The organism is Citrobacter sp. 50677481, from assembly GCF_001463265.1.
In the GTDB taxonomy this organism is placed as follows: domain Bacteria; phylum Pseudomonadota; class Gammaproteobacteria; order Enterobacterales; family Enterobacteriaceae; genus Citrobacter_A; species Citrobacter_A sedlakii.
This window is the reverse complement of record NZ_LNHZ01000027.1, coordinates 266,645-293,554: the sequence shown is the minus strand read 5'-3', so window position 1 is coordinate 293,554 and position 26,910 is coordinate 266,645. Positions and strand designations below refer to the sequence as shown.

Here is a 26,910-nt window from a genome sequence, read left to right as displayed (position 1 = left end):
AAAACACAATTACAATCGTTTAAATATAAGGTTTATCTATGGATCAGACACGCTCTCTGGAATCATTCCTCAACCATGTACAAAAGCGCGACCCGAATCAAACCGAGTTCGCGCAGGCCGTTCGCGAAGTGATGACCACCCTGTGGCCTTTCCTTGAGCAAAATCCCCGTTACCGTGAAATGTCGTTGCTTGAACGTTTGGTTGAGCCAGAGCGTGTGATTCAGTTCCGCGTAGTGTGGCTCGACGATCGTAATCAGGTGCAGGTCAACCGTGCCTGGCGCGTCCAGTTTAACTCAGCGATCGGCCCCTATAAGGGCGGCATGCGTTTCCACCCGTCCGTTAACCTCTCGATCCTTAAATTCCTCGGCTTCGAGCAAACCTTTAAAAACGCGCTGACTACCCTGCCAATGGGCGGGGGTAAAGGCGGCAGCGACTTCGATCCAAAAGGCAAAAGCGAAGGCGAAGTGATGCGTTTCTGCCAGGCGCTAATGACCGAACTGTATCGCCATTTGGGTCCGGACACCGACGTGCCGGCGGGTGATATCGGCGTCGGGGGGCGTGAAGTGGGCTTTATGGCCGGGATGATGCGCAAGCTGTCCAATAACAGCGCCTGTGTGTTTACAGGTAAAGGTCTTTCGTTCGGCGGCAGTCTTATCCGCCCGGAAGCCACCGGTTACGGCCTGGTCTATTTCACTGAAGCGATGCTTAAACGTCATGGTCTGGGCTTTGAAGGTATGCGCGTGGCGGTGTCCGGTTCCGGCAACGTGGCGCAATATGCGATTGAAAAAGCGATGGAGTTTGGCGCCCGCGTGGTCACCGCCTCTGACTCCAGCGGTACTGTGGTTGACGAAAGCGGCTTTAGCAAAGAAAAGCTGGCGCGCCTGTGCGAAATCAAAGCAAATCGTGACAGCCGCCTGTCCGCGTATGCCAAAGAGTTTGGCCTGACCTGGCTGGAAGGTAAACAACCGTGGTCAGTCCCGGTGGATATCGCCCTGCCTTGCGCGACGCAGAACGAGCTGGATGTCGACGCCGCGCGCGTGCTGATCGCCAACGGCGTGAAGGCGGTCGCCGAAGGGGCCAACATGCCGACCACCATCGAAGCGACCGATCTGTTCCTGGATGCGGGCGTACTGTTTGCTCCGGGTAAGGCGGCAAACGCTGGCGGCGTGGCGACCTCCGGTCTGGAGATGGCGCAGAACGCCGCGCGCATGAGCTGGAAAGCGGAAAAAGTGGATGCGCGCCTGCACCACATTATGCTGGATATTCACCACGCCTGCGTGGAGTACGGCGGTGAAAGCAAGCAGACTAACTACGTGCGCGGCGCGAATATCGCGGGCTTCGTGAAAGTCGCCGACGCGATGTTTGGTCAGGGAGTGATTTAATTCTTCCCCAACGAACTAGATGCCTGCCTCTGCTGATGGCGGGCTTTTTTTCGCCGCTCGCTTACGCGGCGCACCCTTTTTCTTCTCGCTGCTACCGCCGCCGCTACCCGGCGCGACGATCCCGCGGAAGCGACGCACCGGCGTGGACTTCGCCTGGTCGATCAATTGGTACAACGTACCGATTAACGGCTGCATAAAATCCTGATAGCGGCACTGTTTTTCACTGATTTGCGTCAAAATAGACTCCCAGTGCGCCGTCATGTCCGGACGGGTCGCCATCTCCGGCAGCGAATGGAACAGCGCCTTTCCGGCGTCAGTGGAGTGAATATAGCGCCCTTTCTTGGTGAGGAAACCGCGCTTAAACAAAAGCTCAATGATCCCCGCGCGGGTCGCTTCCGTACCCAGCCCGTCGGTGGCGCGGAGGATCTTTTTCAGATCTTTGTCCTGCACAAAGCGGGCAATCCCCGTCATCGCCGACAGCAGCGTGGCATCGGTAAAGTGGCGCGGCGGCTGGGTCTGACGTTCAACCACTTCACCCTTCTCGCACAGCAGTTCGTCGTCTTTCGCCACGACCGGCAGCGGCGTCCCGTCGTTTTCTTCGTCTCGCTCTTTGTTACCGAGCAGCGTGCGCCAGCCCGCTTCCGCCAGAAACCGCGCTTTGGCGACAAATTTGCCTTTGGCGATGTCGAGTTCGATCACACACTTACGGAAAACGGCGTCCGGGCAGAACTGCATTAAGTACTGGCGCGCGATCAGGCTATACACTTTCGCTTCATTGTCGGTAAGGTTAATCGACGCACTGCGCGCGGTAGGAATAATGGCGTGATGCGCATCAACCTTTTTATCATCCCAGCAGCGGTTGCGGGTATCAGGGTCAATGACCGGCTGCGGTAACAGATCCGGCGCATGTACGCCGATGGCGTTCATCACCGCATGGCGTCCGGCAAAGTGTTCTTCCGGCAGATAACGGCAGTCAGAACGCGGATAGGTGATCAACTTGTGGGTTTCATACAGCTTCTGACAGATATCAAGCACGTTTTGCGCGCTCAGGCCAAAGCGCTTTGCCGCCTCAATCTGTAACGCAGAAAGCGAAAACGGCAGCGGCGCGGATTCCGATTCCCGTTTATCGTTATAGCTGGTGACAATGGCCGGTTGACCGTTTATCCGATTCACCACATGCTCCGCCAGCGGGCGATGCAGTAAGCGCCCTTCTTCATCCTGATATGGCTCGCAGGCGTCGCTCGGCTGCCAGATGGCGGTAAACCGTTCGTCGGCGGGGGTAACGATGTGCGCCTTCACCTCGAAGAAATCTTTTGGAATGAAATGCTCGATCTCTTCGTCACGACGCACCACCAGCCCGAGTACCGGCGTCTGCACGCGCCCAACCGACAGGACCCCCTGATACCCGGCGTTACGTCCAAGAATCGTGTAGGCGCGGGTCATGTTGATACCGTACAGCCAGTCGGCGCGCGCACGCGCCAACGCCGAGACGCACAGCGGCACGAACTCACTGTTCGACCGCAACCGGTCAATGGCGCGCTCCACCGCCTGCGGGTTGAGATCGTTGATCAGGCAGCGCTGCACCTGCTGGCGTTTTTCCGGCGCCAGTTGCAGGTAGTCAAGCACTTCATCCACCAGCAACTGACCTTCGCGATCGGGGTCTCCGGCATGAATGACCTCACTGGCCTCATGTAAAAAGCGCTTAATGACATTGAGCTGTTTGGTCACCGACGGACGCGGCTGCAATTGCCACTTTTCCGGCACAATGGGCAGATCAGAGAGGGTCCAGCGCGCATAGCGGCTGTCATACGCGTCGGGCTGCGCCTGTTCAAGCAGATGACCAATACACCAGGTCACCACCTGACCGTTCCCACACTCGATAAAGCCATCGCCTTTGCGGTGCGGCTTCGGCAGCACGTCCGCAATGGCGCGGGCCAGACTCGGCTTTTCGGCAATAAACAACCGCATTGAATTAACGGATCTCAACCATGGCACGACCGCCACGCGCGTCAACCAGTTCGCCAATCGCCGTCAGGTCGATGCCGAACTCTGCGGCGGCGAGTTTCACCTCGTCGACAGCATCCGGCGTCACCGCCAGCAGCAGACCGCCGGAGGTTTGCGGATCGCAAAGCAGATCGCGCACTTCACGCGGCATCTCGCCCATCAGATGCCCGTAGCTGGCAAAGTTTCGCTCGGTTCCGCCCGGTACGGCGCCAAGCCGGATATACTCCTCGACGCCCGGCAATTTCGGGATCGCGTCGTAGTGAATTTGTGCCTGAACGCCTGCGCCCTGACACATTTCGCTGAGGTGGCCCAGCAGGCCGAAACCGGTCACGTCAGTCATCGCCTTCACGCCGTCAATGTCCGCAAAGGCGGCTCCGGCAATGTTCATTCGACACATCACTTCCGTCGCCAGCCCCTGATGTTCGGGTTTAAGCAGTGATTTTTTCTCTGCGGTGGTCAATACGCCAATACCCAGCGGCTTCGTCAGGAAGAGTTTGCATCCCGCCCGCGCGGTACTGTTTTTCTTCACCCGTTCGGTCGGCACGATGCCGGTGACAGCCAGGCCAAAGATCGGCTCTGGCGCGTCGATGGAATGGCCGCCCGCCAGCGCAATCCCCGCCTCACGGCAGGCGAAACGTCCGCCTTCGGTAACTTCGCGGGCGATATCGGGCGACAGCGTGTTGATGGGCCAGCCGAGGATGGCAATCGCCATAATCGGTTTCCCGCCCATCGCAAAAATATCGCTAATGGCGTTGGTTGCCGCAATACGGCCAAAATCAAATGGGTTATCGACGATCGGCATAAAGAAGTCAGTGGTGCTGATCACACTGGTGCCGTTGCCGAGATCGTAGACTGCCGCGTCGTCGCGGGTCTCATTGCCCACAAGCAGGTTCGGGTCGACAAACTTCGCCTGCTCGCTGTGCAGAATGGTTTCCAACACTTTGGGGGAAATTTTACAACCGCAACCCGCTCCGTGGCTGTACTGCGTTAAACGAATAGCGTGCTCGCTCATGGACATCTCCTGTCATTGCAATCGGGCTATGGTAGCGCTCATTCCCTGATGTGGTAAGAGAGAGTGTCTGAATTCCGGCGTCTTTGCTCAGAATCCAGACAGTTTTGCGGATTATTTTAAAAAACGGTCACGAAAGGCGCGGTATCCGGCACGTTAATCGTCGTTGAGGCTTTCAGTTGCGGCGTGCCAAGATAAAGAAAACCGACGATCTTATCCTGCGGCCGGCAGTTAAACGCGTCACGAACCACCGGGCTTTCGGTGAGCGCGCCGCTGCGCCAGATACCGCCAAAACCCTGGGCCACCGCCGCCATCTGCATTGCCATCACCGCGCATCCGGCGGACATTTCCTGTTCCCAGACCGGTACTTTATGATTTTCCTGGCATTTGGCGACCACGGTAATAATCAGCGGCGCACGGAACGGCGCGCTGCGGGCTTTCTCGATCGCTTTTTCATCACCGTCAGCGGCGATGGCCCCTTTTTCCAGGACGGCGCTGAAGCGCTCGCGTCCTTCGCCCTCAATCACAAAGAAGTGCCAGGGTTGCAGGGTCTTATGATCCGGTGCGCGCATTCCTGCCCGCAGGATATTCTGAAGTTGCTCACCGGCAGGGGCAGGCTCTGCCAGACGAGAGGCGCTACGACGGTTAACAAGTAATTCAAGTGCATCCATTTGGTTAACTCCTGTCATGGTGAATATTCACAAAATTAACACGAGAGCAGAATTTGTTACAGCGCAGACGGTGATTCCTGCTGACAACTGCCTGTCGGGTCATTAGGATAGCCTCATCTCATACATCCTGACCGGATGTAGTATTGGTAATGATTGGGAGAAGACATGCGAACCCTGTGGCGATTTATTGCCGGTTTTTTTAAATGGACGTGGCGACTGCTCAATTTTGTCCGCGAAATGGTGCTTAACCTGTTCTTTATTTTCCTGATCCTTGTGGGTGTCGGGATCTGGATGCAGGTGAACAACGGGAATTCGGGGGAGAAAGTCAGTCGCGGCGCCCTGCTCCTGGATATTTCCGGGGTGATCGTCGATAAACCCTCCAGTACCCATCGTTTAGGCGTGCTTGGTCGTCAATTGTTTGGCGCAAGCTCCGATCGCCTGCAGGAAAACTCCCTGTTTGATATCGTCAATACGATCCGTCAGGCGAAAGAAGACAGCAATATCACCGGCATCGTCATGGATTTGAAAGATTTTGCCGGAGCCGATCAGCCGTCGATGCAGTATATCGGTAAAGCGCTGCGCGAATTCCGCGACAGCGGTAAGCCGGTTTATGCCGTTGGCGATAACTTCAGCCAGGGCCAGTATTATCTGGCAAGTTTTGCCAATAAAATCTGGCTTACGCCACAAGGGGCTGTCGATATTCACGGTTTTGCCACAAATGGCCTGTACTACAAATCGCTGCTGGATAAGCTGAAAGTGTCCACCCACGTTTTCCGCGTCGGCACCTATAAATCCGCTGTTGAGCCCTTTATTCGCGACGATATGTCTCCCGCCGCACGTGAAGCGGATAGCCGCTGGATTGGCGAGTTGTGGCAGAATTACCTGAATACCATCGCCGCCAACCGTCAAATTCCGGCTCAGCAGGTATTCCCTGGCGCGCAAGGTGTACTGGACGGGCTGACAAAGGCCGGCGGCGACACGGCGAAATATGCCCTCGACCATAAGCTGGTGGATGCGCTGCTCACCAGCACTGAGATGGAAAAAGCCCTGACCAAAGCATTTGGCTGGAGCAAGTCTGAAAATAACTATCGCGCAATCAGCTATTACGATTATTCCCTGAATCCCCCTGCGGACACCGGTAGCGCCATTGCCGTGGTGTTTGCCAACGGGGCGATTATGGACGGCGAAGAAACCCCGGGGAACGTTGGCGGCGACACGACGGCCTCACAAATTCGCGACGCCCGACTGGATCCGAAAGTGAAAGCCATCGTCCTGCGCGTCAACAGCCCGGGAGGCAGCGTGACGGCTTCCGAAGTGATTCGCTCTGAACTGGCTGCGGCAAAAGCTGCCGGAAAACCTGTCGTGGTATCGATGGGCGGCATGGCGGCATCCGGCGGCTACTGGATCTCCACACCCGCCAGCTACATTGTGGCGAACCCAAGCACCCTGACCGGCTCTATCGGGATCTTCGGGGTCATTAATACCGTTGAAAATAGCCTCAACGCTATCGGCGTACATACGGATGGCGTGGCCACCTCGCCGCTGGCGGATATTTCGATGACCAAAGCTCTGCCGCCGGAAGTGCAGCAGATGATGCAGCTAAGCATCGAGAATGGCTATCAACGTTTTATCACCCTGGTTGCCACTGCGCGCAAGTCAACGCCTGAGCAGATTGATAAAATCGCCCAGGGCCACGTCTGGACCGGGCAGGATGCGAAGGCCAACGGTCTGGTCGACAGTCTGGGCGACTTCGACGACGCGGTGGCGAAAGCCGCGGAGCTGGCGAAACTCAAACAGTGGCATATCGACTACTATCAGGATGAGCCGACTTTCTTCGACAGGGTGATGGACAGCATGTCCGGTTCGGTACGCGCAATGCTGCCGCAGGCTATTCAGGCGATGCTTCCCGCGCCGCTGGCCTCTGCCGCCAGCACGGTGAAAGCGGAAGGCGACAAACTGGCGGCGTTTAACGACCCGCAAAACCGTTATGCGTTTTGTCTGACCTGCGCTAACGTGCGTTAAACGGTGATGCCGGATACGTCGCGCAAGCGTCTCTATCCGGCACAAAAACACTCTTCACTTCGTAAGATCATCGCCATGCAGAAGAAATCTATTTACGTTGCCTATACCGGCGGTACCATCGGTATGCAGCGTTCTGAACAGGGATACATTCCGGTTTCCGGTCATCTTCAACGGCAACTGGCATTGATGCCTGAATTCCACCGTCCGGAGATGCCGGATTTCACTATCCACGAATACGCCCCGCTGATGGACTCCTCCGATATGACGCCTGAAGACTGGCAGCATATCGCGAATGACATCCACGCTAATTACGATGAATATGATGGTTTCGTGATCCTCCACGGCACCGACACCATGGCGTTCACCGCGTCCGCTCTCTCGTTTATGCTGGAAAATCTCGGTAAGCCGGTTATTGTGACAGGGTCACAAATCCCCTTAGCCGAGCTGCGTTCCGACGGACAAATTAATTTGCTCAACGCGCTGTACGTCGCCGCTAATTATCCGATCAACGAAGTTACGCTGTTTTTTAATAATCGCCTTTACCGCGGAAACCGCACCACAAAAGCCCACGCTGACGGCTTTGACGCCTTTGCTTCCCCTAACCTCCAGCCGTTGCTGGAAGCCGGGATTCATATTCGTCGTACGGGCACGTCGCCAGCACCGCAGGGCGATGGACCATTTATTGTGCACCCTATCACGCCGCAACCGATCGGCGTGGTCACGATTTACCCGGGGATCTCTGCCGGGGTGGTGCGAAACTTCCTGCGCCAGCCGGTAAAAGCGCTGATCCTGCGCTCCTATGGCGTCGGCAACGCGCCGCAGAATAAAGAATTTCTTAAAGAGCTGAGCGAAGCCAGCGACCGTGGCATCGTGGTGGTGAATCTCACCCAATGTATGTCAGGTAAAGTGAATATGGGCGGCTACGCGACCGGGAACGCGCTGGCGCATGCCGGGGTGATTGGCGGTGCGGATATGACTGTTGAAGCCACGCTGACCAAGCTGCACTATCTGTTGAGCCAGGGCCTGGACACCGCGGCCATTCGCGTGGCGATGACCCAGAACCTGCGCGGCGAACTGACGCCAGACGACTAAGGAGGATCCTGTGACCCAGCGCGCTCTGTTACTGGTTGATTTACAAAATGACTTTTGCGCGGGCGGCGCGCTTGCCGTACCCGAAGGCGACAGCACCGTGGATGTCGCCAACCGGCTGATAGCGTGGTGTCAGGCGCGCGGCGAGGCGGCGATCGCCAGCCAGGACTGGCATCCGGCGAATCACGGCAGTTTTGCCAGCCAGCACCAGGTGGAACCTTACTCGCAAGGCCAACTCGATGGGCTGGCGCAAACCTTCTGGCCGGATCACTGCGTACAAAACACCGAAGGCGCGGCGCTGCATCCGCTGTTAAACCAGAAAGCGATCGCAACCGTATTTTACAAAGGCGAGAATCCGCAGGTTGACAGTTACAGCGCTTTTTTCGATAACGGCCGCAGACAAAAAACGGCGCTGGACGACTGGCTGAAGGCGCACAGTATTACGGAGCTGATCGTCATGGGGCTGGCGACCGATTACTGCGTGAAATTTACGGTGCAGGATGCGCTCCAGTTGGGCTACCGCGTAAACGTCATTACCGACGGCTGCCGCGGGGTGAATCTGCACCCCCAGGACAGCAGCTATGCGTTTATGGAGATGGCGGCGCAAGGCGCTACGCTCTATACGCTGGATGACTGGGAAGAGACGCACCGCTGATGTGATGGCCGGATGGCGCTGCGTTTATCCGGCCAACGTCTCTCCCCCTCGCATAAAAAATCCCGTTTGTCTTCCGTCACATAAAGTGAACTATATCGCAGCGGCAACGACACGCGGGTGCTACTCTTTGATGGCTGTTTTTTCGCCACGCCATTTCCGTGGCGTGTTTGCTTTTTTAAACGTCAAAGAGGATCGATTATGAAACATTTGCCTTTGCTGGCAGCATTACCCCTGCTCTGCGCGTCCGTCGCATCCGCCAGTTCAATGATGTCCGTTGGCTATTTTAACGGCGGCGGGGACGTCACCGCCGGACCGGGCGGTGATATTAATAAGCTGGACGTGCGCCAAATCACCCACCTGAACTACTCCTTTGGCCTGATCCATAACGGCGAAAAAGAAGAAACCAATGTCGCGCTGAAAGATCCGGCAATGCGGCATCAGATCTGGCTGTCGCCAAAAGTCCAGTCGGACCTCGCCCAGCTTCCCGTTCTGCGCAAACAAAACCCGAATTTGAAGGTGCTGTTATCGGTAGGCGGCTGGGGAGCGCGTGGATTCTCCGGCGCGGCGGCCACACCGGAAACCCGCGCGGTATTTATTCAGTCTGCGCAGGAAATTGTTAAAAAGTATGGTCTTGACGGAATCGATCTTGACTGGGAATACCCGGTCAACGGCGCATGGGGGCTGGTAGAAAGCCAGCCAGCGGACCGGGATAACTTCACGTTGCTGCTTAAAGAACTGCGCCAGGCGTTCGGCAAAGCCAAACTGGTGACCATTGCCGTCGGGGCGAATGCGGAAAGTCCGAAAAGCTGGGTAGATGTGAAGGCCATTGCGCCGCTGCTCGATTATATCAATCTGATGACGTATGACATGGCCTATGGCACCCAGTATTTCAACGCCAACCTGTACGATTCAAAGGCGTGGCCAACGGTGGCCGCTGCCGACAAATACAGCGTGGACTTTGTGGTCAATAACTATCTTGCCGCCGGACTTAAACCGCAGCAGATGAATCTTGGCATCGGTTTTTATGGCCGCGTTCCCAAGCGTTCTGTGGAGCCAGGAATTGACTGGAGCAAACCGGACGCGCAGAAAAATCCTGTCACCCAGCCCTATTTCGGCGAGCAGGAAGTGGCGTTGTTTCGCTCGCTCGGTATTGACCTGAAGAAAGATACCTACGTGAAGTACAACGATATCGTGAAAACCTTTCTTAACGATCCGCAAAAGCGGTTTACCAGGCACTGGGATGACGACGCGAAGGTTCCCTGGCTGTCGGTAAAATCCGCTGAAGGCAAAACGCTGTTTGCCCTCTCCTACGAGGATCCGCGTTCGGTGGCGATCAAAGCCGACTACATCAAAAAACGCGGACTGGCGGGCGCGATGTTCTGGGAATATGGCGCGGATGATAATAACCAGTTAGCAAAACAGCTGGCGGAATCCTTAGCGATTACGCCGTGATCCGGTGAGACGCCCCAGGATTCATTGTGGGGCGTCTCCCGTACTGTGCGACGCCGTGTCATTCGGGTTAAGATTGGCGTATCCGCTGCGGTATTTTTACGCCGCTTTTTCTTTCTCGACAGGAGGCATGGGGCTTATGGCTTTTATCCCTAAAAATTACGCCCGTCTGGAAGTGGGTTATCGCGAAAAGGCGCTTAAGCTCTTCCCCTGGGTCTGTGGACGTTGTTCACGTGAATTTGTCTATTCCAATCTTCGTGAGTTGACGGTACACCATATCGATCACGATCATTCCAATAACCCGGAAGATGGCAGCAACTGGGAGATGCTGTGCCTGTACTGCCACGACCACGAGCATTCAAAATACACGGAAGCCGATCAGTACGGCTCAACGGTCATAGCGGGAGAAGATGCGCAAAAGAGCGTCGGCGAGGCAACCTACAATCCTTTTGCCGATCTCAAGTCGATGATGAACAAGAAGTAACCCTTCACGCGTTCCGATCAACACCCGACGGCGCACGCTGTCGGGCGTTTTGCGGTATCAGGATTTAAATGTCGCGATCGGTTTCGGCGCAATACCGAAATCTTCTTTCAACTGCTGTTTGCTTTTCATCACCATCTGACCGTTGGTGTCGATGGTCATGTGTTGCGCGTCAGTGTTGTGCCGCGCCTGCCAGAGCATCACCAGTTGCAGACTGTTATCTTTTTGCTCGGGCGTCAGCGCCACGCCGTCCGGCCACTTTCCCAACTCAACGGCGGTTGATAAGCGCTGATACACTTCCGGCGTCATGCTGTTAATGATCTCATCAAGATTCATACGCTCCCCTCCTGTGGAATAAATTGCTGAATCGATTCTTCAACCCTTCACCTGATCGCCATTTTCATCGTCGGTAAAGCTCAGGGAGGCCGAATTAACACAGTACCGTTCCCCGGTCGGCTGTGGACCATCCGGGAAGACGTGGCCCAGATGGGCATCACAATTGCCGCAGCGAATTTCGATGCGTTGCATTCCGTGTGAATCGTCTTTCAGATAGCGGATCGCGTCTTCGCTCAGCGGCTCGTAAAAGCTCGGCCAGCCGCAGCCGGAGTCGTATTTCGTTTGGGAGGTAAACAGCGGCGCGTCGCAGACCAGACAGTGGTACACGCCGTCACGCTTGTTATGCAATAACTGCCCGGTAAACGGCGGTTCGGTACCGTGATTCTGCGTCACGTAGAACTGCATTTCAGTCAGGTTTTTCTTCAGATCTTCTGCGGAAGGTTTGTTCGCCATTTTGCTCGCATCTCGCTTTTGGAACACTCAAATTGCGTCACCGATTCTAACAAAACATTAACACCTCAGTCGCAACTTTTGTTCTAAACTTGATCCTTGCGAAATGGCAGCTCGTGAATCGTGATGAAAATCACATTTTTATCTCAGTTGCCCTTTAAAATTCGGGGCGCCGCCCCCATGTGGTTTCAAGCCCAAAGGAAGAGTGAGGCGAGTCAGCCGCGCAAAGCTTGTGCAGAGGATTGATTTGTCGCAATGATTGACACGATTCCGCTTGACGCTGCGTAAGGTTTTTGTAATTTTACAGGCAACCTTTTATTCACTAACAAATAGCTGGTGGAATATATGACTATCAAAGTAGGTATCAACGGTTTTGGCCGTATCGGTCGCATTGTTTTCCGTGCTGCTCAGAAACGTTCTGACATCGAGATCGTTGCAATCAACGACCTGTTAGACGCTGACTACATGGCTTACATGCTGAAATATGACTCCACTCACGGTCGTTTCGACGGCACCGTTGAAGTGAAAGACGGTCATCTGATCGTTAACGGTAAAAAAATCCGTGTTACCGCTGAGCGCGATCCGGCTAACCTGAAATGGGACGAAGTTGGTGTTGACGTAGTTGCTGAAGCGACCGGTATCTTCCTGACTGACGAAACCGCACGTAAGCACATCACTGCTGGCGCGAAAAAAGTGGTTCTGACGGGTCCTTCTAAAGACGACACCCCGATGTTTGTTAAAGGCGCTAACTTTGACAAATATGCTGGCCAGGACATCGTTTCCAACGCATCCTGCACCACTAACTGCCTGGCTCCACTGGCAAAAGTTATCAACGACAACTTCGGCATCATCGAAGGTCTGATGACTACCGTTCACGCGACCACCGCGACTCAGAAAACCGTTGACGGCCCGTCTCACAAAGACTGGCGTGGCGGCCGTGGCGCGGCTCAGAACATCATCCCGTCCTCTACCGGCGCAGCTAAAGCTGTCGGTAAAGTTCTGCCGGAACTGAATGGCAAACTGACCGGTATGGCGTTCCGCGTTCCGACTCCGAACGTATCCGTTGTTGACCTGACCGTTCGTCTGGAAAAAGCTGCTTCTTACGAAGAAATTAAGAAAGCTATCAAAGCTGCTTCCGAAGGCGAAATGAAAGGCGTTCTGGGCTACACCGAAGACGACGTTGTTTCTACCGATTTCAACGGCGAAGTATGCACTTCCGTGTTCGATGCTAAAGCAGGTATCGCACTGAACGACAACTTCGTGAAACTGGTATCCTGGTACGATAACGAAACCGGCTACTCCAACAAAGTTCTGGATCTGATTGCTCACATCTCCAAATAAGTTGAGATGAAGCCATAAATTGTAAGAGCGACTCCGGTCGCTCTTTTTTTTGTCTGAAATTAAAGGATTGCGTGATGATTACTAAAATTTTTGCTCTTCCGATAATCGAACAAATCACCCCTGTTCTGTCGCGCCGTCAGCTGGACGAACTCGAACTGATTGTTGTCGACCACCCGCAGGTCAAAGCCTCTTTTGCTCTTCAGGGCGCGCATCTTCTCTCCTGGAAACCCGCTGGCGAAGAGGACGTTCTGTGGCTGAGTGATATCACGCCGTTTAAAAACGGTGTCCCCCTGCGCGGCGGCGTACCGATCTGCTGGCCCTGGTTTGGTCCCTCCACACAGCCGGGTTTTCCTTCCCACGGTTTTGCCCGTAACCTGCCCTGGACGCTGAAAGCTCACAATGAAGATGACAACGGCGCGGTGCTAACCTTTGAACTGCAAAGCAGTGAAGCGACCCGTCAGTACTGGCCGCACGACTTCACCCTGCTGGCGCGTTTTAAAGTGGGTCAAACCTGCGAAATCGAACTGGAAGCGCACGGCGATTTCGAAACAACATCCGCCCTGCACACCTATTTCAACGTTGGCGATATCGCGGCGGTGAAAGTAAGCGGTCTGGGCGATCGTTTTATTGATAAAGTGAACGATGCGAAAGAAGATGCGTTGACCGACGGCGTTCAGGCGTTCCCGGATCGCACTGACCGCGTTTATCTGAACCCGGAAGCATGCAGCGTGATTCACGACACCGCGCTAAACCGGAATATTAACGTTATCCATCATCACCATATCAACGTTGTTGGCTGGAACCCGGGCCCGGCGCTGTCCGTGAGCATGGGCGACATGCCGGATGATGGCTATAAAACGTTTGTCTGCGTCGAGACTGCGCATGCCAGCGCACCGCAAAAAGCGACGGAAGAAAAACCGTCCCGTCTGGCACAGACCATTCGCGTTGCGAAACGCTAACGGTAGCTGCGGCTGAACCTGGTCAGCCGTCATCTGGTCTGCAGGTTTAGAACCGTTTTCGTCACACCATATCCAGCGCGGTTTTCCCCGTTGGCGCTGGATATGCCTTCTCCAGAGCGGCAATTTCGCCGGCGGACAGCGTCATCGTCAGCGCCGCCGCATTTTGCTTCACGTGCTCTACGCTTGCCGCTTTCGGAATCGCCATCACCCCCTGATGACTGATCACCCAGGCCAGTAAAACTTGCGCTACGCTGGCGTGATGCGCCTGCGCGATCGCCTGCACCTGCGGGTGATTAAATAAACCGTTGCGCAGACGGCCGGCCTGCGCCAGCGGACTGTAGGCCATCACAGGAAGGTGTTGCTGCTGACACCATGGCAGAAGATCGTATTCGATACCGCGCGAAGCCAGATGATAAAGCACCTGATTGGTGGCGCAGGCTCTGCCGCCCTCCACTTTCCACAGCGCCTGCATATCGTCGTAATCGAGATTCGACACGCCCCAACGGCGGATTTTACCCTGCGCCATCAGCGTCTCCATCGCCTCGACGGTCTCCGCAAAAGAATAGCTGCCCGTCCAGTGCAATAAATAGAGGTCCAGATAATCCGTATTGAGCCGCCGCAAACTCGCCTCGCAGGCGGCAATAGCTTTCTGCCCTCCCGCATTCCAGGGATAGACTTTCGACACCAGAAACACCTGTTGACGCAATCCGCTCAGCGCCTCGCCAACCACTTTCTCCGCACCGCCGTCGGCATACATCTCCGCAGTGTCGATCAGCGTCAGCCCAGCCTCCACGCCCGCTCGTAGTGCAGCCACCTCCGCTTTGCGCATGCCTGCGTTTTCGCCCATATACCAGGTGCCCTGGCCGATTGCCGCCAGCGGCGGATGTCCGGCAAATACAATCTGTTTCTCTGTCATCGCACTCTCCTCCGTCATGCACTACCGTAAAGCAAAACAGGGCGCAAGCGCCCTGTTTTGATGCACAAAATGCATTGTGATGATGCACAATCAGAATTTATAGGTGATCCCGGTGGAGATCAGACCGGTCCAGGATTTGTCGATCATCGGGCTGTCGGTAATTTCATCAGACAGGCGGGTATAGCGCGCCGTGCCGTAAACGTTCCAGTCGCCCAGGAAGTTGTAACTGGCGCTCAGCTCCAGATACGGGTTCCAGCTGTCGTTCGGGTTATAGTCACGCAGACCGCTACGGGCAGACTCTTTACGTGAAACACCGTAGTAGTATTCGTTCTGGTTTTCGCTGTTCCACTCAACCCCGATGCCTGGCGTCAGCGTTAAACCGCCGTTGGTGTAGCGGTACAGCCAGGCGAGATCCCAGACGATGCCGTTACTGTTGTCCAGCGTATCGCCTGACAGCATGGTGCGCAGAAAACCGTATTCCGTATTATGCACATACGACAAGCCCGCCATCACGGTGCTCTTACGTTTGTCCAGACGACGCATTTGATAATCATCGCTGTCGCCAGGCTTGAAGTACATCGGCGACCAGTAGGCGGTAATCGACAGTTTATCGGTCGTGTCATTCCACAAATAGTAACCGCCGCCAAGACCACGGAACCAGAAGTTATCGCCTTCATAGTTAATAACCGGAACCGGATAAACGTCAGCGTCATAGTCCTTATAAGGGTGTTCAACCACACCAACGCCTGCGCCCAGCGTCAGGTTGCTTTCAGCGTGCGCTACCGTAGCAGACGTTGCGATAAGCACGCCAAGTGCCAGAAGTTTGAGTTTGGTCACAATCCATCATTCCTTATTCAAATGTTTCGCGGCAAAAGTGTAACCGCCAATACGCAACAACCCAACTATTTTACAAATAACTGACAGAATGTAACCGTTTAATTTCCCTGGCAGAGATGACAGTCTGCTTGCAGCCGCGTGAATAACGCATGATCTTCTGCTGTTTTATTTACATTAGCTATGCACTTTTTGTGGATGAGTTATTGATATGCCATTGAAATTCATTTGCTCCCACAGGCAAGTTTTGCAAATGCCATCTACGCTTAAATTTAGAAGGTGTATCACCGGGCACGTTGATCTCCTGCTTAGCAAGATGGCATGAGAGTTGCTGTTTTTTCTGATGAGACAGTAAGTGACGTCGTTCAGTTTACCTCTTCCGGGAGCCTCTACTATTCATATGAACGGCTCTTAACCTGTGCTAAAAAACGAAAGGACGGCATACCATGAATATATTCGATCACTATCGCCAGCGCTATGAAGCTGCCAAGGACGAAGAGTTCACACTGCAGGAATTTCTTACCACTTGTCGGCAAGATCGCAGTGCTTATGCCAATGCGGCAGAGCGGCTATTGATGGCTATCGGTGAGCCTGTCATGGTCGATACTGCCCAGGAACCTCGACTTTCCCGACTCTTCTCTAACCGGGTTATCGCCCGTTATCCGGCATTTGAAGAGTTCTACGGCATGGAAGACGCGATTGAGCAGATTGTCTCTTATCTGAAACACGCGGCTCAAGGGCTGGAGGAGAAGAAACAGATCCTGTATCTGCTGGGGCCTGTAGGCGGCGGGAAGTCGTCGCTGGCCGAGCGACTGAAATCGTTAATGCAGCGGGTTCCCATTTACGTACTGAGCGCGAACGGAGAACGCAGCCCGGTCAACGATCATCCCCTGTGCCTGTTTAACCCGCAGGAAGATGCCCAGATTCTGGAGAAAGAGTACGGCATCCCCCGCCGCTATCTTGGCACCATTATGTCGCCGTGGGCGGCGAAACGACTGCACGAGTTCGGTGGCGATATCACTAAATTCCGCGTGGTGAAAGTCTGGCCGTCGATTCTGGAACAAATCGCCATCGCCAAAACGGAGCCGGGTGATGAAAACAACCAGGATATCTCCGCGCTGGTCGGCAAGGTGGATATTCGTAAGCTCGAAAACCACGCCCAGAACGATCCGGACGCCTATGGCTATTCCGGCGCCCTGTGCCGCGCGAACCAGGGGATCATGGAATTCGTCGAGATGTTTAAGGCGCCAATTAAGGTACTGCACCCGCTGCTGACCGCGACTCAGGAAGGGAACTATAACGGTACCGAAGGGATCTCCGCCCTGCCGTTTAACGGCATTATTCTTGCCCACTCGAACGAATCGGAATGGGTGACCTTCCGTAATAACAAAAACAACGAAGCCTTCCTCGACCGTGTTTACATCGTGAAGGTGCCGTACTGCTTGCGCATTTCCGAAGAGATCAAAATCTACGAGAAATTGCTTAATCACAGTGAGCTCACCCATGCGCCCTGCGCGCCGGGCACGCTGGAAACGCTGTCGCGTTTCTCGATCCTGTCGCGTCTGAAAGAACCGGAAAACTCGAGCATCTACTCCAAAATGCGCGTTTATGACGGTGAAAGCCTGAAAGACACCGACCCGAAAGCGAAGTCTTACCAGGAGTACCGGGACTACGCTGGCGTGGACGAAGGAATGAACGGTTTGTCGACCCGCTTCGCGTTTAAGATCCTCTCGCGCGTGTTTAACTTCGATCATGCGGAAGTGGCGGCCAACCCGGTGCATCTGTTCTACGTACTTGAGCAGCAGATCGAGCGTGAACAGTTCCCACAGGAGCAGGCCGAACGCTATCTTGAGTTCCTGAAAGGCTATCTGATCCCCAAATACGCCGAGTTTATCGGCAAAGAGATTCAGACAGCTTATCTGGAATCGTATTCTGAGTACGGACAGAACATTTTTGACCGCTATGTCACCTACGCCGATTTCTGGATCCAGGATCAGGAGTACCGTGACCCGGATACCGGTCAACTGTTTGACCGCGAGTCGCTGAATGCTGAACTGGAAAAAATTGAAAAACCGGCGGGGATCAGCAATCCAAAAGATTTCCGAAACGAGATAGTCAACTTTGTTCTGCGCGCCCGGGCGAACAACAGCGGGCGTAATCCGAACTGGACCAGCTATGAAAAACTGCGCACGGTCATCGAGAAGAAAATGTTCTCTAATACCGAAGAGCTGTTGCCGGTCATTTCGTTCAACGCCAAAACGTCGACCGATGAGCAGAAGAAACACGACGACTTTGTCGACCGGATGATGGAGAAAGGCTATACCCGTAAGCAGGTGCGTTTACTGTGCGAATGGTATTTGCGCGTACGTAAATCGTCATAAACCGTTGCCCGGCGGCGCACGCTTGCCGGGCCTATTACAACGTTCCGTAGGCCGGAGACGCGCGAGCGTCCTTCGGTATCTACAGACACTGCGTGTTGGCAAATGCAGTACGGGGGGCATATGACCTGGTTCATAGACCGACGACTCAACGGCAAAAACAAAAGCACGGTTAACCGCCAGCGCTTTTTGCGCCGTTATAAAGCGCAAATCAAACAGTCGATCTCCGAAGCCATCAACAAGCGTTCGGTGACCGACGTAGACAGCGGTGAGTCTGTCTCGATTCCTACGGAAGACATCAGCGAACCGATGTTTCATCAGGGACGCGGCGGCCTGCGCCATCGCGTACATCCGGGTAACGATCACTTTGTGCAGAATGACCGCATAGAGCGGCCACAGGGCGGTGGCGGCGGTTCCGGCAGCGGACAGGGTCAGGCCAGCCAGGACGGTGAAGGGCAGGATGAATTCGTCTTCCAGATCTCGAAAGATGAGTATCTCGATTTGCTGTTCGAAGACCTGGCGCTGCCAAACCTGAAGCAAAACCAGCAGCGCCAATTGACGGAGTATAAAACTCATCGCGCGGGATATACGTCGAATGGCGTTCCGGCCAATATCAGCGTCGTTCGCTCGCTGCAAAATTCGCTGGCGCGGCGCACGGCGATGACCGCCGGTAAGCGTCGCGAACTGCATTCGCTGGAAGAAGAATTAGAGACCCTCAGCAAACGCGAACCGGCGCAACTGCTGGAAGAAGAACGCCTGCGTAAAGAGATTGCCGAACTGCGGGCGAAAATCGAGCGGGTGCCGTTTATCGACACGTTTGATCTGCGTTACAAAAATTACGAAAAGCGTCCAGATCCTTCCAGCCAGGCCGTCATGTTTTGCCTGATGGACGTCTCAGGCTCAATGGATCAGTCTACCAAGGATATGGCGAAGCGCTTTTATATTCTGCTTTATCTGTTCCTGAGTCGGACCTATAAAAACGTGGAGGTCGTTTATATCCGCCATCACACCCAGGCGAAAGAGGTCGATGAGCATGAGTTCTTCTACTCGCAGGAAACCGGCGGGACAATCGTTTCCAGCGCCCTGAAGCTAATGGATGAGGTGGTAAAAGAGCGTTACGATCCCGCGCAATGGAACATCTATGCCGCGCAAGCCTCGGACGGCGATAACTGGGCCGATGACTCCCCGCTGTGTCATGAGATCCTGGCGAAAAAACTGCTGCCGGTGGTGCGTTACTACAGCTATATCGAAATCACCCGCCGCGCGCACCAGACGCTCTGGCGCGAATACGAACATCTGCAGGCGAGTTTTGACAATTTCGCCATGCAGCATATTCGCGATCAAGACGATATTTACCCGGTGTTCCGTGAGCTTTTTCATAAGCAAGGCGCCACCAGCGCCAGTTAAACAATGACCCGCCAGGCAAATCTGCGCCTGGCGGGTTCATTTATTCTCTGTTACATCCTCTCCTTCCGGGGTCATTAGGTTGAAACTGGCGCGTGTGATAAAATAGAGTGTCTGACCAGGAGAGTTGCTGTTTATCATGAAATTGCCGCACAAAGCGCTCAGGCTCTTTATTTCTGCAAGCGTTGTTGTTTTAACCTCCTCGTTTCTGATTTATGAGCTTGTCAATAGCCACAAAATGATGAACGCCTATATGCGTTATCTGATAGAAAAGGCCGACTCCTCTTTTTTGTATGACAAATATCAGAATCAGAGTATCGCCGCTCACCTGATGCGAACCTTTGCCAGCCCACAAAAAACGCCGCCGCCAGAAAAACGTCGCGCGATTTGTCAGGCTTACGAACATGTGAATCAGGTATATGGCCTGAATTTGACGCGCCATAACTACCCGGCGCTTCACGGTACGCTACAAACGGCCTCAGCAGACTGCGAACAGATTGCCCCCGAAGCATTACGCTTAACCGCGTTTGATCGGGCCGTCCTGGTGAACTATAAACAAGCCGATTACGGTAACGGGTTAGCCACCCGGGAAACAAAATTCCGCTATTATCTGGATCTGCAGGACCACTATATTTATTTCTATCGACGGGTTAATACACGTCAGTTCGCCATGCATCACTGGCATTTCTTACAAAAAGGCTCGCTAGGAATAAATATGGCGGATATTGACGGTGTGTTTACCGGACGCACCGTGCTGTCGAGTATTTATCAGGACGATCGCACCGAACTGAACGTGATGAGCTTTTTAACGCCGGTCTACCTCGACGGCACGTTAAAAGGGATGGTCATGGTGGATATTAACAAACAGAACTTGCAGAATATTCTTTATCCCCACGATCGCCCCCTTGTCTGGCGCTATCTGAATGCCGCGGTGACGGATACCGATTCCGGTAAAACCATTATTATCCATCAGAGCGAAAATAATCTTTTCCCGTATGTCCGCTACGTTGTTGATCTCCCCGGCGGGCTCCATGTCGCACTGTCGCTCGATATTCTCTACTTCCTGATGTCGGCGTGGAAAATTTTTCTTTTTTACCTGATAGCTACCGCCCTGCTGCTTAATATGGTCAGGCTCCATTTTCGTCTTTATCATAACGTGACGCGGGAAAATATTAGCGACGCGATGACCGGTTTATACAACCGTAAAATTTTAACGCCCACCCTTGAACAGCGGTTGCAGCGGTTTGTCAGCGCGGGTACGCCGGTCACCTTCATTGCGATCGATCTCGATAAGCTTAAGCAGATCAACGACACCCAGGGACATCAGGAGGGCGATCGGGCTATTACCCTGCTGGCGAAAGCGATCGAGGCGTCAGTGCGCAAAAGCGACTATGCCATACGGCTGGGGGGCGATGAATTCTGCGTGATCCTGATCGATGCGGAACCTGACATGGCCGCGCGTTTACCAGAGCGAATCAGCCAGCATCTGCACACCGTCGCGCCGGAAAAAGCGATCCGTTTTTCGTCAGGCGTATACAGCATGCAGCCGGACGATACGCTTCATGACGCCTATAAAGCCTCGGATGAACAGTTGTACCGCAATAAACAGCAAAACCATCAGCGTTCGTGATAGTCTTTTAACCTGTTTTTTCGCGCTAACAGGAGTGAAAAATGAGCGAATTAGTGAAGGGCAGCGTAACCCATCAGCGTTTGATTGATTTGCTGTCGCTGGAAGGCGCGCGTTATCGCATTGTCAGTCACGAAGCGGTGGGTAAATGTGAAGCCGTGTCGGAAATTCGGGGAACCGCACTGGGTCAGGGCGCAAAAGCACTGGTCTGCAAGGTTAAGGGCAACGGCGTGAATCAGCATGTGCTGGCGATCTTACCCGCCGACCAGCAAGCCGATCTTTCGCTTCTCGCCACCCATCTTGGCGGACTTCGCGCATCACTCGCCAGCCCTGCCGAAGTGGATGCGCTCACCGGCTGCGTGTTCGGCGCTATTCCACCGTTTAGCTTTCATCCGCAGCTTAAGCTGGTCGCCGACCCGCTGTTGTTCGAACGGTTCGATGAGATCGCCTTTAACGCCGGCGTGCTCGATAAATCGATAATCCTTAATACCCGCGACTACCTGCGTATCGCCCAGCCTGAACAGGTCGCTTTCCGTCGCCCAACCTGAGCACGTCGCTGTTTCGCCGCATTATGCATTTGCCAGAAATGGCCAACCGGGATGAAAAAAGTCTGTTCACTCACGCGTTTGAGCGTAGAGTTAACAGGCTTACTTTTTTTGGCAAGGAAACCACGATGTTTGATGTCACTCTGCTGATCCTGCTCGGACTGGCAGCTCTGGGCTTTATCAGCCATAACACCACTGTCGCCGTTTCAATTCTGGTGCTGATCATCGTCCGCGTTACCCCTCTCAACGCTTATTTTCCGTGGATAGAAAAACAGGGGCTAACCATCGGGATTATTATCCTGACGATTGGCGTTATGGCCCCCATCGCCAGCGGTACGCTTCCGCCTTCCACGCTTATCCACTCCTTTTTGAACTGGAAATCGCTGGTCGCCATTGCGGTCGGCGTGGTGGTGTCGTGGCTCGGCGGGCGCGGCGTCACGCTGATGGGCAACCAGCCGCAACTGGTCGCCGGTCTGCTGGTGGGTACTGTGCTTGGCGTGGCGCTGTTTCGCGGCGTCCCGGTGGGACCGCTTATCGCCGCCGGTCTGGTCTCGCTTATTGTCGGGAAGCAGTAGTTAATCCCGTCAGATAACGGCCTGGGGTCTGGCCCAGGCCTTTTTTAAACATCGTAATAAACGCCGTCGTGGAGTCATACCCCAGTAACTGCGCGACCTGCTGCACGTTATTTCCGTCCACCAGCGCCCTCAGCGCGAGAATAAGCTGCAACTGATGCCGCCACCGGCGAAAGCTGAGGCCGGTCTCTTTGACCACCAGCCTGGCAAGATTACGCTCGCTCATGGCAAAGGCATCCGCCCACTGTCCCAGCGTTTGCCAGCGGGCGGGTTCGCGCGCCATCGTGTCGACCATCCGGCGAATTTTAGGGTGGGCGGAAACCGGTAGCTGCAATTGCTCCTGCGGTTGCTGTGGCAGTTCGTCAAACAACACCTGGGTCAGACGCCGGGTGGGCGGCTCAGCCCGTTGGCTGTCGCTGCGCGTCGCCAGCGCCAGAATAAGTTCCCGGCAAAGCGGCGTAATTTGTAACGTGCAGCAGCGATCAGGCAGCGTCACCGCGTCCGGTTCGATAAACAGAAAACAGAGCTCCGCGTTGGCCGTCGCATGGTTACTGTGCGGAATACCGCCGGGGATCCAGACGCCGTACTGCGGCGGCACCATCCACATCGCCCGCTCCACCTCACAGGTAATCGCGCCGTGCAGCGCCATAATCAACTGCCCCTTACGATGCTGGTGCAGCTTACTGAACAGTTCCTCAGGCTGCACCCGAATACGAAATGCCACGGCAGGGTCATGGTGGAGATCGGGTTCATATCCATCAAGTCGCAGGCTGTACATCATTTTGTCCGTTTTTAGCGATAAACTGTCATTTTAGCTTGATTTGTTATTCCGGCAAACGCGGTATGGTACGCCCTCACCCGTTGATATGAGATAACAATGACTTTTTCTTCACCACGCGGCAAACACAGCGCCCTGATGATTGCGGGCATCCTGATGATTGCCACCACGCTACGCGTGACCTTCACCGGCGCGGCGCCATTACTGGACGCGATTCGCGCGGACTACCACCTCACCACCGCCCAGACCGGCCTGTTAACCACTCTGCCGCTGCTGGCTTTTGCGCTGGTTTCACCACTGGCCGCAAACGTTGCCCGGCGTTTTGGGATGGAGCGCAGCCTGTTTATTGCGATGCTACTGATTTGCGCCGGTATAGCCGTGCGCTCATGGCCTTCCGCCCCGCTGTTGTTTGCAGGAACGGCGGCGATTGGCTGCGGGATAGCGCTGGGCAATGTACTGCTGCCAGGACTGATCAAGCGCGATTTTTCACAGCATGTCGCCAGACTGACCGGCGCCTACTCTCTGACGATGGGCGCGGCGGCGGCATTAGGTTCCGCGCTGGTGGTGCCGCTGGCGCTGAGCGGTTTTGGCTGGCGCGGCGCGCTGTGTACGCTGATGATTTTTCCCTTACTGGCCCTTCTGATTTGGCTGCCGCAGTGGCGCAACGCCGCCACTGCAACCCTGACCTCCTCCCGCACCTTGCGGGCTCGCGGTATCTGGCGCTCCGCGCTGGCCTGGCAGGTGACGTTGTTTCTTGGTATTAACTCACTGATCTATTATGTGATTATCGGCTGGCTGCCCGCGATATTAATCAGTCATGGTTTCAGCGAAGCGCAGGCGGGTTCCCTGCATGGTTTGCTGCAACTGGCGACCGCGGCGCCCGGTTTGCTTATTCCACTTGTCCTGCACCGCTTTCGCGACCAACGTTGCATCGCCGTACTGGCATCGCTGATGTGCGCCTGTGGCGCCGCGGGATTGTGGTTCATGCCCGTCCAGGCGGTTGCGTGGACGCTGCTATTTGGATTCGGCTCGGGAGCCACAATGATCCTCGGGCTGACCTTTATCGGCCTGCGCGCCAGTTCCGCGCATCAGGCCGCGGCGCTCTCTGGTATGGCGCAGTCCGTTGGCTATTTGCTGGCGGCCTGCGGACCGCCGCTGATGGGAAATATTCATGATGCGCAGGGCGACTGGCAGCTCCCGCTGTTGGCTGTCGCGGCGCTGGCGGTGCTGATGGCAGTGTTCGGCCTCTATGCCGGACGCAACAAGGAGATTGCCACAGCGTAACGTATGGCCCCCGAGATTGCCGGACGACGACGACCTCCGGCAGTTGACGTTTACCCCCGCGCGGCGCGCAACATCGCCTGAACGAGCGGAACCGGTTTACCCGCCAGCGCGCCACGTTCATGCTGGAACAGCGTCGCCACAAAAAACGGATGCGTCACCAGCTCGACCGCGCGGATATCGCCATTGTCATCCCAGCCGGTCACCCGCAGATCGCCGCTTTCCAGCTCACGGGCAAACGCGTCCGCAATACCATAGTTACAGTGATAGCCTTCCGTAACGATCGGCTGACCATAGGCTTTGGCGATCAGCGTATTGGCGCGCAGTTCAATTGCGTCCGTTTTTTCGACCAGCGAGCAGGTCAGCGGCATAATAACCATCCGCCCTTCGGTGTCGGTTTCAGCATGCGCCGCATCGTGCCAGCCCAGCACGTTACGGGCGTATTCCACTATCGCATGTTGAAACCCTCCGCAGGTTCCCAGGAAAGGAATGCTGTTTTCCCGGGCATAGCGAATGGCGGTCAGCGCGCCGTCGGTATTTTGATAAGGACTGCCCGGCACGACCCAGATTGCGTCATACCCCACCAGATCTTCTGCGCTGTTAATTTCCGTACTGGCAAGCCAGTCGTAATCCGCGATCAGCTCAAGGACCGCGGCGGCATCGTCGATGGCCAGGGGAATCGCCTGATGCGCCGTGACGCTGGCGTTATAATCACCGACCAGCGCGATCCGCAGCGTATCTTTTACAGGGGATATTTCCATGAAGAATTCCTTACGTCAGAGCAATTGGGGACAACATAAGGAACCTCAGCCTACCGATCTTTTCCCGCTATCACAATCCCTTAATTTAGGGATGGCGAGCCACGAAGTGCTATAGTGGTAACGTTTTTTTCGTTTTGACGCCTGAATCATGATGAAAAGTAAAATACTGATTAGCGCATGCCTGATGGGGTTTAAGGTTCGCTATAACGGTAGCGAGAAAACCCCTTTAAACGCGGTGCTTTCGCGTCTGCAGGAAGAACAACGTCTGGTCGTTCATTGCCCCGAACTGGCCGCTGGCATGCCGATACCCCGCCCACCGGCAGAAATTGTCTTTGCCAATGGCGATGCAGTCATGCAAGGGCGCGCAAAAGTACACGAAAAGACCGGCAACGATGCCACCGCGCATTATCAACTTGCCGCCTGGCTTGCCCTTCGCGCCGCGCAGGAAGCCGGATGTGTGGTCGCGTTACTTACCGATGGCAGCCCCACCTGCGGCAGCCAGTTTATTTACGACGGCACGTTTAGCGGCAAACGTCATTCCGGCATGGGGGTCGCTACCGCGCTGCTGCGTCAGCACGGCATTACCGTTTTTTCCGACCAGCAGTTAGCTGATTTTTGCGCCTGGATTGAAGAGAGAGATAAACATGAAAATTCAGTGTAAGCGCGTTTATGAACCCGCAGAACAAAGCGACGGTTACCGCGTGCTGGTGGATCGCTTGTGGCCGCGAGGCATCAAAAAAGCGGATCTCGCTTTTGATGAATGGGTCAAAACGCTTACCCCGTCGACCGAACTGCGTAAGATGTTTCATGCCGCAACGATTGATTTTACGCACTTTGCCGGGCTGTATCGTGCGGAACTCGCCGCCGAGCGCCAGGAAGGGGAACGGCTGGCGAAGATTGCCCGTCAGCAAACGCTGACGTTACTGTACGCGGCCAAAAACGACGAACAGAATCACGCCCTTGTGCTGGCGGACTGGCTACGCGAGCTGTGATTCGCGGGCATTGACTGCATCAGGCTGCGCGTCGGGTAACAGTGGCATCAGGTGCTCCGCACGTACCCAGGCAAACCCCTGCTGCCCATTCGCGGCAACCACATCGCCTGTCACCAGCCAGAGCGCCCGCGGCGTCTCTTTTGGCAGCATGGTCGTAAAGCCATTCACCGGGTTGATAAACACCTCGCCCGGTTGACACAGGTGAAACAGTTCTACCGACTTGCCAATATTGCAACGTCCGGCGGACGTTTTCGCGCCAATAATCATCGCCAGCGTGCCTGGCTTTAACTGGAACATACTTCTCTCGTTACGCTCTTGTATTGTAGATTAAGACTATTCCGAGAGATGATAGCCTGCCAGGCCCCCTGTTGTCACTTCGTGGATTGCGGATGATCGCGACGCCACAGTTCCCATTCGTCAATGACTTCGCCGCCCGGCAGTTTGCAATCGGAGCGCACGCCCTGCGGGCTTTGCACCGGCACTAACGTCCCGCCTTTTTGCTCACAATAGACCGCCGCAGGATTTGCCATCCCCACCTTCGGTGGCTTTGGCGCATCGGGTTGCGATGCCGTCGTACAGGCTGACAATAAACAGGCGCATGACAGCGCAATAAGCAGTGATTTCATATTCCCTCCGTTAACGGTGATAGCGCACTAGCGTACCGCGACTGCCTTCCGGTCTCCATGTTTTCCTGCGTCGTCGTTAAAAGCGTGCGGACATTCTCTTTTGTCACTCATTAACCCCTGTTATCCTTGCGGCTCTTTGCATACTTCTGACAGGTGAGCGCATGAGACTGGGCATTCTGTTTCCCGTCGTCATTTTTATTACGGCCGTGGTTTTTCTGGCGTGGTTTTTTATCGGCGGCTATGCCGCGCCGGGAGCATAATTCATGAAAAAAACAACCCTGATAATGATCGCCGTAGCGATGGTCGCTGTGCTGGGAACCGCGTTAGGCTGGTGGTGACGCTGGTCTA

At 55.0% G+C, this 26,910-nt stretch carries 28 protein-coding genes; 17 read left to right on the top strand and 11 right to left on the bottom strand.

The annotated features are described in order from the left end of the window. Positions 1-38: 38 nt before the first annotated feature. Positions 39-1,382: an NADP-specific glutamate dehydrogenase gene (gene gdhA, locus APU02_RS07135; protein WP_060569643.1), complete on the top strand. Its 1,344-nt coding sequence runs from the start codon at positions 39-41 to the stop codon at positions 1,380-1,382. Positions 1,383-1,397: 15 nt separating this feature from the next. Here the strand turns inward: gdhA and topB are convergent, their stop codons facing one another. The 3 genes from topB to APU02_RS07120 all read right to left on the bottom strand — a co-directional run bounded on the left by topB (position 1,398) and on the right by APU02_RS07120 (position 5,066). Next, positions 1,398-3,350 (bottom strand): DNA topoisomerase III, encoded by a 1,953-nt coding sequence (gene topB / locus APU02_RS07130; protein ID WP_060569642.1) that lies wholly within the window; start codon positions 3,348-3,350, stop codon positions 1,398-1,400. 4 nt (positions 3,351-3,354) lie between these two features. After that, positions 3,355-4,398, bottom strand: a complete 1,044-nt coding sequence (gene selD / locus APU02_RS07125) for a selenide, water dikinase SelD (RefSeq protein WP_042287550.1) — start codon at positions 4,396-4,398, stop codon at positions 3,355-3,357. A 116-nt stretch (positions 4,399-4,514) separates the two neighbouring features. Then, on the bottom strand, positions 4,515-5,066 hold the full coding sequence (locus APU02_RS07120) for an NAD(P)H nitroreductase (protein WP_042287553.1): 552 nt from the start codon (positions 5,064-5,066) through the stop codon (positions 4,515-4,517). A gap of 165 nt (positions 5,067-5,231) precedes the next feature. Here APU02_RS07120 and sppA point away from each other — a divergent pair, with 165 nt between their 5' ends. The 5 genes from sppA to yajD all read left to right on the top strand — a co-directional run bounded on the left by sppA (position 5,232) and on the right by yajD (position 10,765). Next, positions 5,232-7,088, top strand: a complete 1,857-nt coding sequence (sppA, locus tag APU02_RS07115) for a signal peptide peptidase SppA (RefSeq protein WP_042287555.1) — start codon at positions 5,232-5,234, stop codon at positions 7,086-7,088. Positions 7,089-7,163: 75 nt separating this feature from the next. Further along, positions 7,164-8,180 (top strand): asparaginase, encoded by a 1,017-nt coding sequence (ansA, locus tag APU02_RS07110; RefSeq protein ID WP_060569800.1) that lies wholly within the window; start codon positions 7,164-7,166, stop codon positions 8,178-8,180. A gap of 10 nt (positions 8,181-8,190) precedes the next feature. Beyond that, entirely contained in the window at positions 8,191-8,832 is a 642-nt protein-coding gene (gene pncA / locus APU02_RS07105) for a bifunctional nicotinamidase/pyrazinamidase (protein WP_042287557.1), read from the top strand. Positions 8,833-9,030: 198 nt separating this feature from the next. Then, on the top strand, positions 9,031-10,284 hold the full coding sequence (locus tag APU02_RS07100; protein ID WP_060569641.1) for a glycoside hydrolase family 18 protein: 1,254 nt from the start codon (positions 9,031-9,033) through the stop codon (positions 10,282-10,284). Between the two features lie 136 nt (positions 10,285-10,420). Next, a complete protein-coding gene (yajD, locus tag APU02_RS07095) occupies positions 10,421-10,765 on the top strand; it encodes an HNH nuclease YajD (protein ID WP_042287562.1) in 345 nt (114 codons plus the stop codon). A 57-nt stretch (positions 10,766-10,822) separates the two neighbouring features. On the opposite strand, the gene APU02_RS07090 is transcribed toward yajD, so the two are convergent. Together APU02_RS07090 and msrB are read right to left on the bottom strand one after the other, a co-directional pair. Further along, positions 10,823-11,098 (bottom strand): YeaC family protein, encoded by a 276-nt coding sequence (locus APU02_RS07090; protein WP_042287565.1) that lies wholly within the window; start codon positions 11,096-11,098, stop codon positions 10,823-10,825. Positions 11,099-11,137: 39 nt separating this feature from the next. Beyond that, positions 11,138-11,551 (bottom strand): peptide-methionine (R)-S-oxide reductase MsrB, encoded by a 414-nt coding sequence (msrB, locus tag APU02_RS07085; RefSeq protein WP_042287567.1) that lies wholly within the window; start codon positions 11,549-11,551, stop codon positions 11,138-11,140. A gap of 342 nt (positions 11,552-11,893) precedes the next feature. Here msrB and gapA point away from each other — a divergent pair, with 342 nt between their 5' ends. Beyond that, positions 11,894-12,889: a glyceraldehyde-3-phosphate dehydrogenase gene (gene gapA / locus APU02_RS07080; protein ID WP_012905550.1), complete on the top strand. Its 996-nt coding sequence runs from the start codon at positions 11,894-11,896 to the stop codon at positions 12,887-12,889. Positions 12,890-12,963: 74 nt separating this feature from the next. Continuing rightward, on the top strand, positions 12,964-13,848 hold the full coding sequence (locus tag APU02_RS07075; RefSeq protein WP_042287570.1) for a D-hexose-6-phosphate mutarotase: 885 nt from the start codon (positions 12,964-12,966) through the stop codon (positions 13,846-13,848). A 61-nt stretch (positions 13,849-13,909) separates the two neighbouring features. Here the strand turns inward: APU02_RS07075 and APU02_RS07070 are convergent, their stop codons facing one another. Both APU02_RS07070 and APU02_RS07065 read right to left on the bottom strand, forming a co-directional pair. Continuing rightward, positions 13,910-14,764 carry an aldo/keto reductase gene (locus APU02_RS07070; RefSeq protein ID WP_060569640.1) on the bottom strand — a complete coding sequence of 285 codons (855 nt, stop codon included), beginning with the start codon at positions 14,762-14,764 and terminating at the stop codon, positions 13,910-13,912. A gap of 90 nt (positions 14,765-14,854) precedes the next feature. Further along, positions 14,855-15,601, bottom strand: coding sequence for a MipA/OmpV family protein (locus APU02_RS07065; protein WP_042287574.1), 747 nt, complete (start codon positions 15,599-15,601; stop codon positions 14,855-14,857). Positions 15,602-16,044: 443 nt separating this feature from the next. On the opposite strand from APU02_RS07065, the gene yeaG reads away from it, so the two are divergent. From yeaG to APU02_RS07040, 5 genes are all read left to right on the top strand, one after another. Further along, positions 16,045-17,979, top strand: coding sequence for a protein kinase YeaG (gene yeaG / locus APU02_RS07060; protein WP_042287576.1), 1,935 nt, complete (start codon positions 16,045-16,047; stop codon positions 17,977-17,979). Between the two features lie 120 nt (positions 17,980-18,099). Continuing rightward, complete coding sequence (locus tag APU02_RS07055) at positions 18,100-19,383, top strand: YeaH/YhbH family protein (RefSeq protein WP_042287579.1); 1,284 nt, start codon at positions 18,100-18,102, stop codon at positions 19,381-19,383. 136 nt (positions 19,384-19,519) lie between these two features. After that, positions 19,520-21,010: a diguanylate cyclase DgcJ gene (gene dgcJ / locus APU02_RS07050; RefSeq protein ID WP_042287739.1), complete on the top strand. Its 1,491-nt coding sequence runs from the start codon at positions 19,520-19,522 to the stop codon at positions 21,008-21,010. Between the two features lie 41 nt (positions 21,011-21,051). Beyond that, positions 21,052-21,555 (top strand): YbaK/prolyl-tRNA synthetase associated domain-containing protein, encoded by a 504-nt coding sequence (locus tag APU02_RS07045; RefSeq protein ID WP_060569639.1) that lies wholly within the window; start codon positions 21,052-21,054, stop codon positions 21,553-21,555. A 125-nt stretch (positions 21,556-21,680) separates the two neighbouring features. Beyond that, complete coding sequence (locus APU02_RS07040; protein WP_042287584.1) at positions 21,681-22,127, top strand: DUF441 domain-containing protein; 447 nt, start codon at positions 21,681-21,683, stop codon at positions 22,125-22,127. Here APU02_RS07040 and APU02_RS07035 read toward each other — a convergent pair. Next, positions 22,108-22,902 carry a helix-turn-helix transcriptional regulator gene (locus APU02_RS07035; RefSeq protein ID WP_060569638.1) on the bottom strand — a complete coding sequence of 265 codons (795 nt, stop codon included), beginning with the start codon at positions 22,900-22,902 and terminating at the stop codon, positions 22,108-22,110. The two genes, APU02_RS07040 and APU02_RS07035, sit on opposite strands and share 20 nt — an antisense overlap. A 99-nt stretch (positions 22,903-23,001) precedes the next feature. On the opposite strand from APU02_RS07035, the gene APU02_RS07030 reads away from it, so the two are divergent. Then, complete coding sequence (locus APU02_RS07030) at positions 23,002-24,186, top strand: CynX/NimT family MFS transporter (protein ID WP_060569637.1); 1,185 nt, start codon at positions 23,002-23,004, stop codon at positions 24,184-24,186. 50 nt (positions 24,187-24,236) lie between these two features. Here APU02_RS07030 and APU02_RS07025 read toward each other — a convergent pair whose 3' ends face one another. Beyond that, positions 24,237-24,944: a CTP synthase gene (locus APU02_RS07025; protein WP_060569636.1), complete on the bottom strand. Its 708-nt coding sequence runs from the start codon at positions 24,942-24,944 to the stop codon at positions 24,237-24,239. Positions 24,945-25,095: 151 nt separating this feature from the next. Here APU02_RS07025 and APU02_RS07020 point away from each other — a divergent pair, with 151 nt between their 5' ends. Next, positions 25,096-25,605 (top strand): DUF523 domain-containing protein, encoded by a 510-nt coding sequence (locus APU02_RS07020; protein WP_060569635.1) that lies wholly within the window; start codon positions 25,096-25,098, stop codon positions 25,603-25,605. After that, positions 25,589-25,936 carry a DUF488 domain-containing protein gene (locus APU02_RS07015; protein ID WP_060569634.1) on the top strand — a complete coding sequence of 116 codons (348 nt, stop codon included), beginning with the start codon at positions 25,589-25,591 and terminating at the stop codon, positions 25,934-25,936. The genes APU02_RS07020 and APU02_RS07015 overlap by 17 nt, the downstream gene beginning before the upstream one ends. On the opposite strand, the gene APU02_RS07010 is transcribed toward APU02_RS07015, so the two are convergent. Next, entirely contained in the window at positions 25,922-26,233 is a 312-nt protein-coding gene (locus APU02_RS07010; protein WP_042287599.1) for a hypothetical protein, read from the bottom strand. The two genes, APU02_RS07015 and APU02_RS07010, sit on opposite strands and share 15 nt — an antisense overlap. 74 nt (positions 26,234-26,307) lie before the next feature. After that, positions 26,308-26,562, bottom strand: coding sequence for a DUF333 domain-containing protein (locus APU02_RS07005; RefSeq protein ID WP_042287602.1), 255 nt, complete (start codon positions 26,560-26,562; stop codon positions 26,308-26,310). A 161-nt stretch (positions 26,563-26,723) separates the two neighbouring features. On the opposite strand from APU02_RS07005, the gene APU02_RS26100 reads away from it, so the two are divergent. Further along, positions 26,724-26,822 (top strand): YoaK family small membrane protein, encoded by a 99-nt coding sequence (locus tag APU02_RS26100; RefSeq protein WP_042287604.1) that lies wholly within the window; start codon positions 26,724-26,726, stop codon positions 26,820-26,822. Positions 26,823-26,910: the final 88 nt, after the last annotated feature.

Bases quoted from the DNA above. Each gene is read 5' to 3' on its own strand.
- yeaG (WP_042287576.1), top strand. From the start codon at position 16,045: ATGAATATATTCGATCACTATCGCCAGCGCTATGAAGCTGCCAAGGAC.
- sppA (WP_042287555.1), top strand. From the start codon at position 5,232: ATGCGAACCCTGTGGCGATTTATTGCCGGTTTTTTTAAATGGACGTGG.
- APU02_RS07005 (WP_042287602.1), bottom strand. From the start codon at position 26,562: ATGAAATCACTGCTTATTGCGCTGTCATGCGCCTGTTTATTGTCAGCC.
- APU02_RS07100 (WP_060569641.1), top strand. From the start codon at position 9,031: ATGAAACATTTGCCTTTGCTGGCAGCATTACCCCTGCTCTGCGCGTCC.
- APU02_RS07075 (WP_042287570.1), top strand. From the start codon at position 12,964: ATGATTACTAAAATTTTTGCTCTTCCGATAATCGAACAAATCACCCCT.
- APU02_RS07070 (WP_060569640.1), bottom strand. From the start codon at position 14,764: ATGACAGAGAAACAGATTGTATTTGCCGGACATCCGCCGCTGGCGGCA.
- yajD (WP_042287562.1), top strand. From the start codon at position 10,421: ATGGCTTTTATCCCTAAAAATTACGCCCGTCTGGAAGTGGGTTATCGC.
- APU02_RS07030 (WP_060569637.1), top strand. From the start codon at position 23,002: ATGACTTTTTCTTCACCACGCGGCAAACACAGCGCCCTGATGATTGCG.
- topB (WP_060569642.1), bottom strand. From the start codon at position 3,350: ATGCGGTTGTTTATTGCCGAAAAGCCGAGTCTGGCCCGCGCCATTGCG.
- APU02_RS07045 (WP_060569639.1), top strand. From the start codon at position 21,052: ATGAGCGAATTAGTGAAGGGCAGCGTAACCCATCAGCGTTTGATTGAT.
- APU02_RS07025 (WP_060569636.1), bottom strand. From the start codon at position 24,944: ATGGAAATATCCCCTGTAAAAGATACGCTGCGGATCGCGCTGGTCGGT.
- APU02_RS07010 (WP_042287599.1), bottom strand. From the start codon at position 26,233: ATGTTCCAGTTAAAGCCAGGCACGCTGGCGATGATTATTGGCGCGAAA.
- APU02_RS07090 (WP_042287565.1), bottom strand. From the start codon at position 11,098: ATGAATCTTGATGAGATCATTAACAGCATGACGCCGGAAGTGTATCAG.
- APU02_RS07035 (WP_060569638.1), bottom strand. From the start codon at position 22,902: ATGTACAGCCTGCGACTTGATGGATATGAACCCGATCTCCACCATGAC.
- APU02_RS07015 (WP_060569634.1), top strand. From the start codon at position 25,589: ATGAAAATTCAGTGTAAGCGCGTTTATGAACCCGCAGAACAAAGCGAC.
- msrB (WP_042287567.1), bottom strand. From the start codon at position 11,551: ATGGCGAACAAACCTTCCGCAGAAGATCTGAAGAAAAACCTGACTGAA.
- APU02_RS07055 (WP_042287579.1), top strand. From the start codon at position 18,100: ATGACCTGGTTCATAGACCGACGACTCAACGGCAAAAACAAAAGCACG.
- APU02_RS07020 (WP_060569635.1), top strand. From the start codon at position 25,096: ATGAAAAGTAAAATACTGATTAGCGCATGCCTGATGGGGTTTAAGGTT.
- APU02_RS07040 (WP_042287584.1), top strand. From the start codon at position 21,681: ATGTTTGATGTCACTCTGCTGATCCTGCTCGGACTGGCAGCTCTGGGC.
- selD (WP_042287550.1), bottom strand. From the start codon at position 4,398: ATGAGCGAGCACGCTATTCGTTTAACGCAGTACAGCCACGGAGCGGGT.
- gdhA (WP_060569643.1), top strand. From the start codon at position 39: ATGGATCAGACACGCTCTCTGGAATCATTCCTCAACCATGTACAAAAG.
- APU02_RS07120 (WP_042287553.1), bottom strand. From the start codon at position 5,066: ATGGATGCACTTGAATTACTTGTTAACCGTCGTAGCGCCTCTCGTCTG.
- gapA (WP_012905550.1), top strand. From the start codon at position 11,894: ATGACTATCAAAGTAGGTATCAACGGTTTTGGCCGTATCGGTCGCATT.
- APU02_RS26100 (WP_042287604.1), top strand. From the start codon at position 26,724: ATGAGACTGGGCATTCTGTTTCCCGTCGTCATTTTTATTACGGCCGTG.
- ansA (WP_060569800.1), top strand. From the start codon at position 7,164: ATGCAGAAGAAATCTATTTACGTTGCCTATACCGGCGGTACCATCGGT.
- dgcJ (WP_042287739.1), top strand. From the start codon at position 19,520: ATGAAATTGCCGCACAAAGCGCTCAGGCTCTTTATTTCTGCAAGCGTT.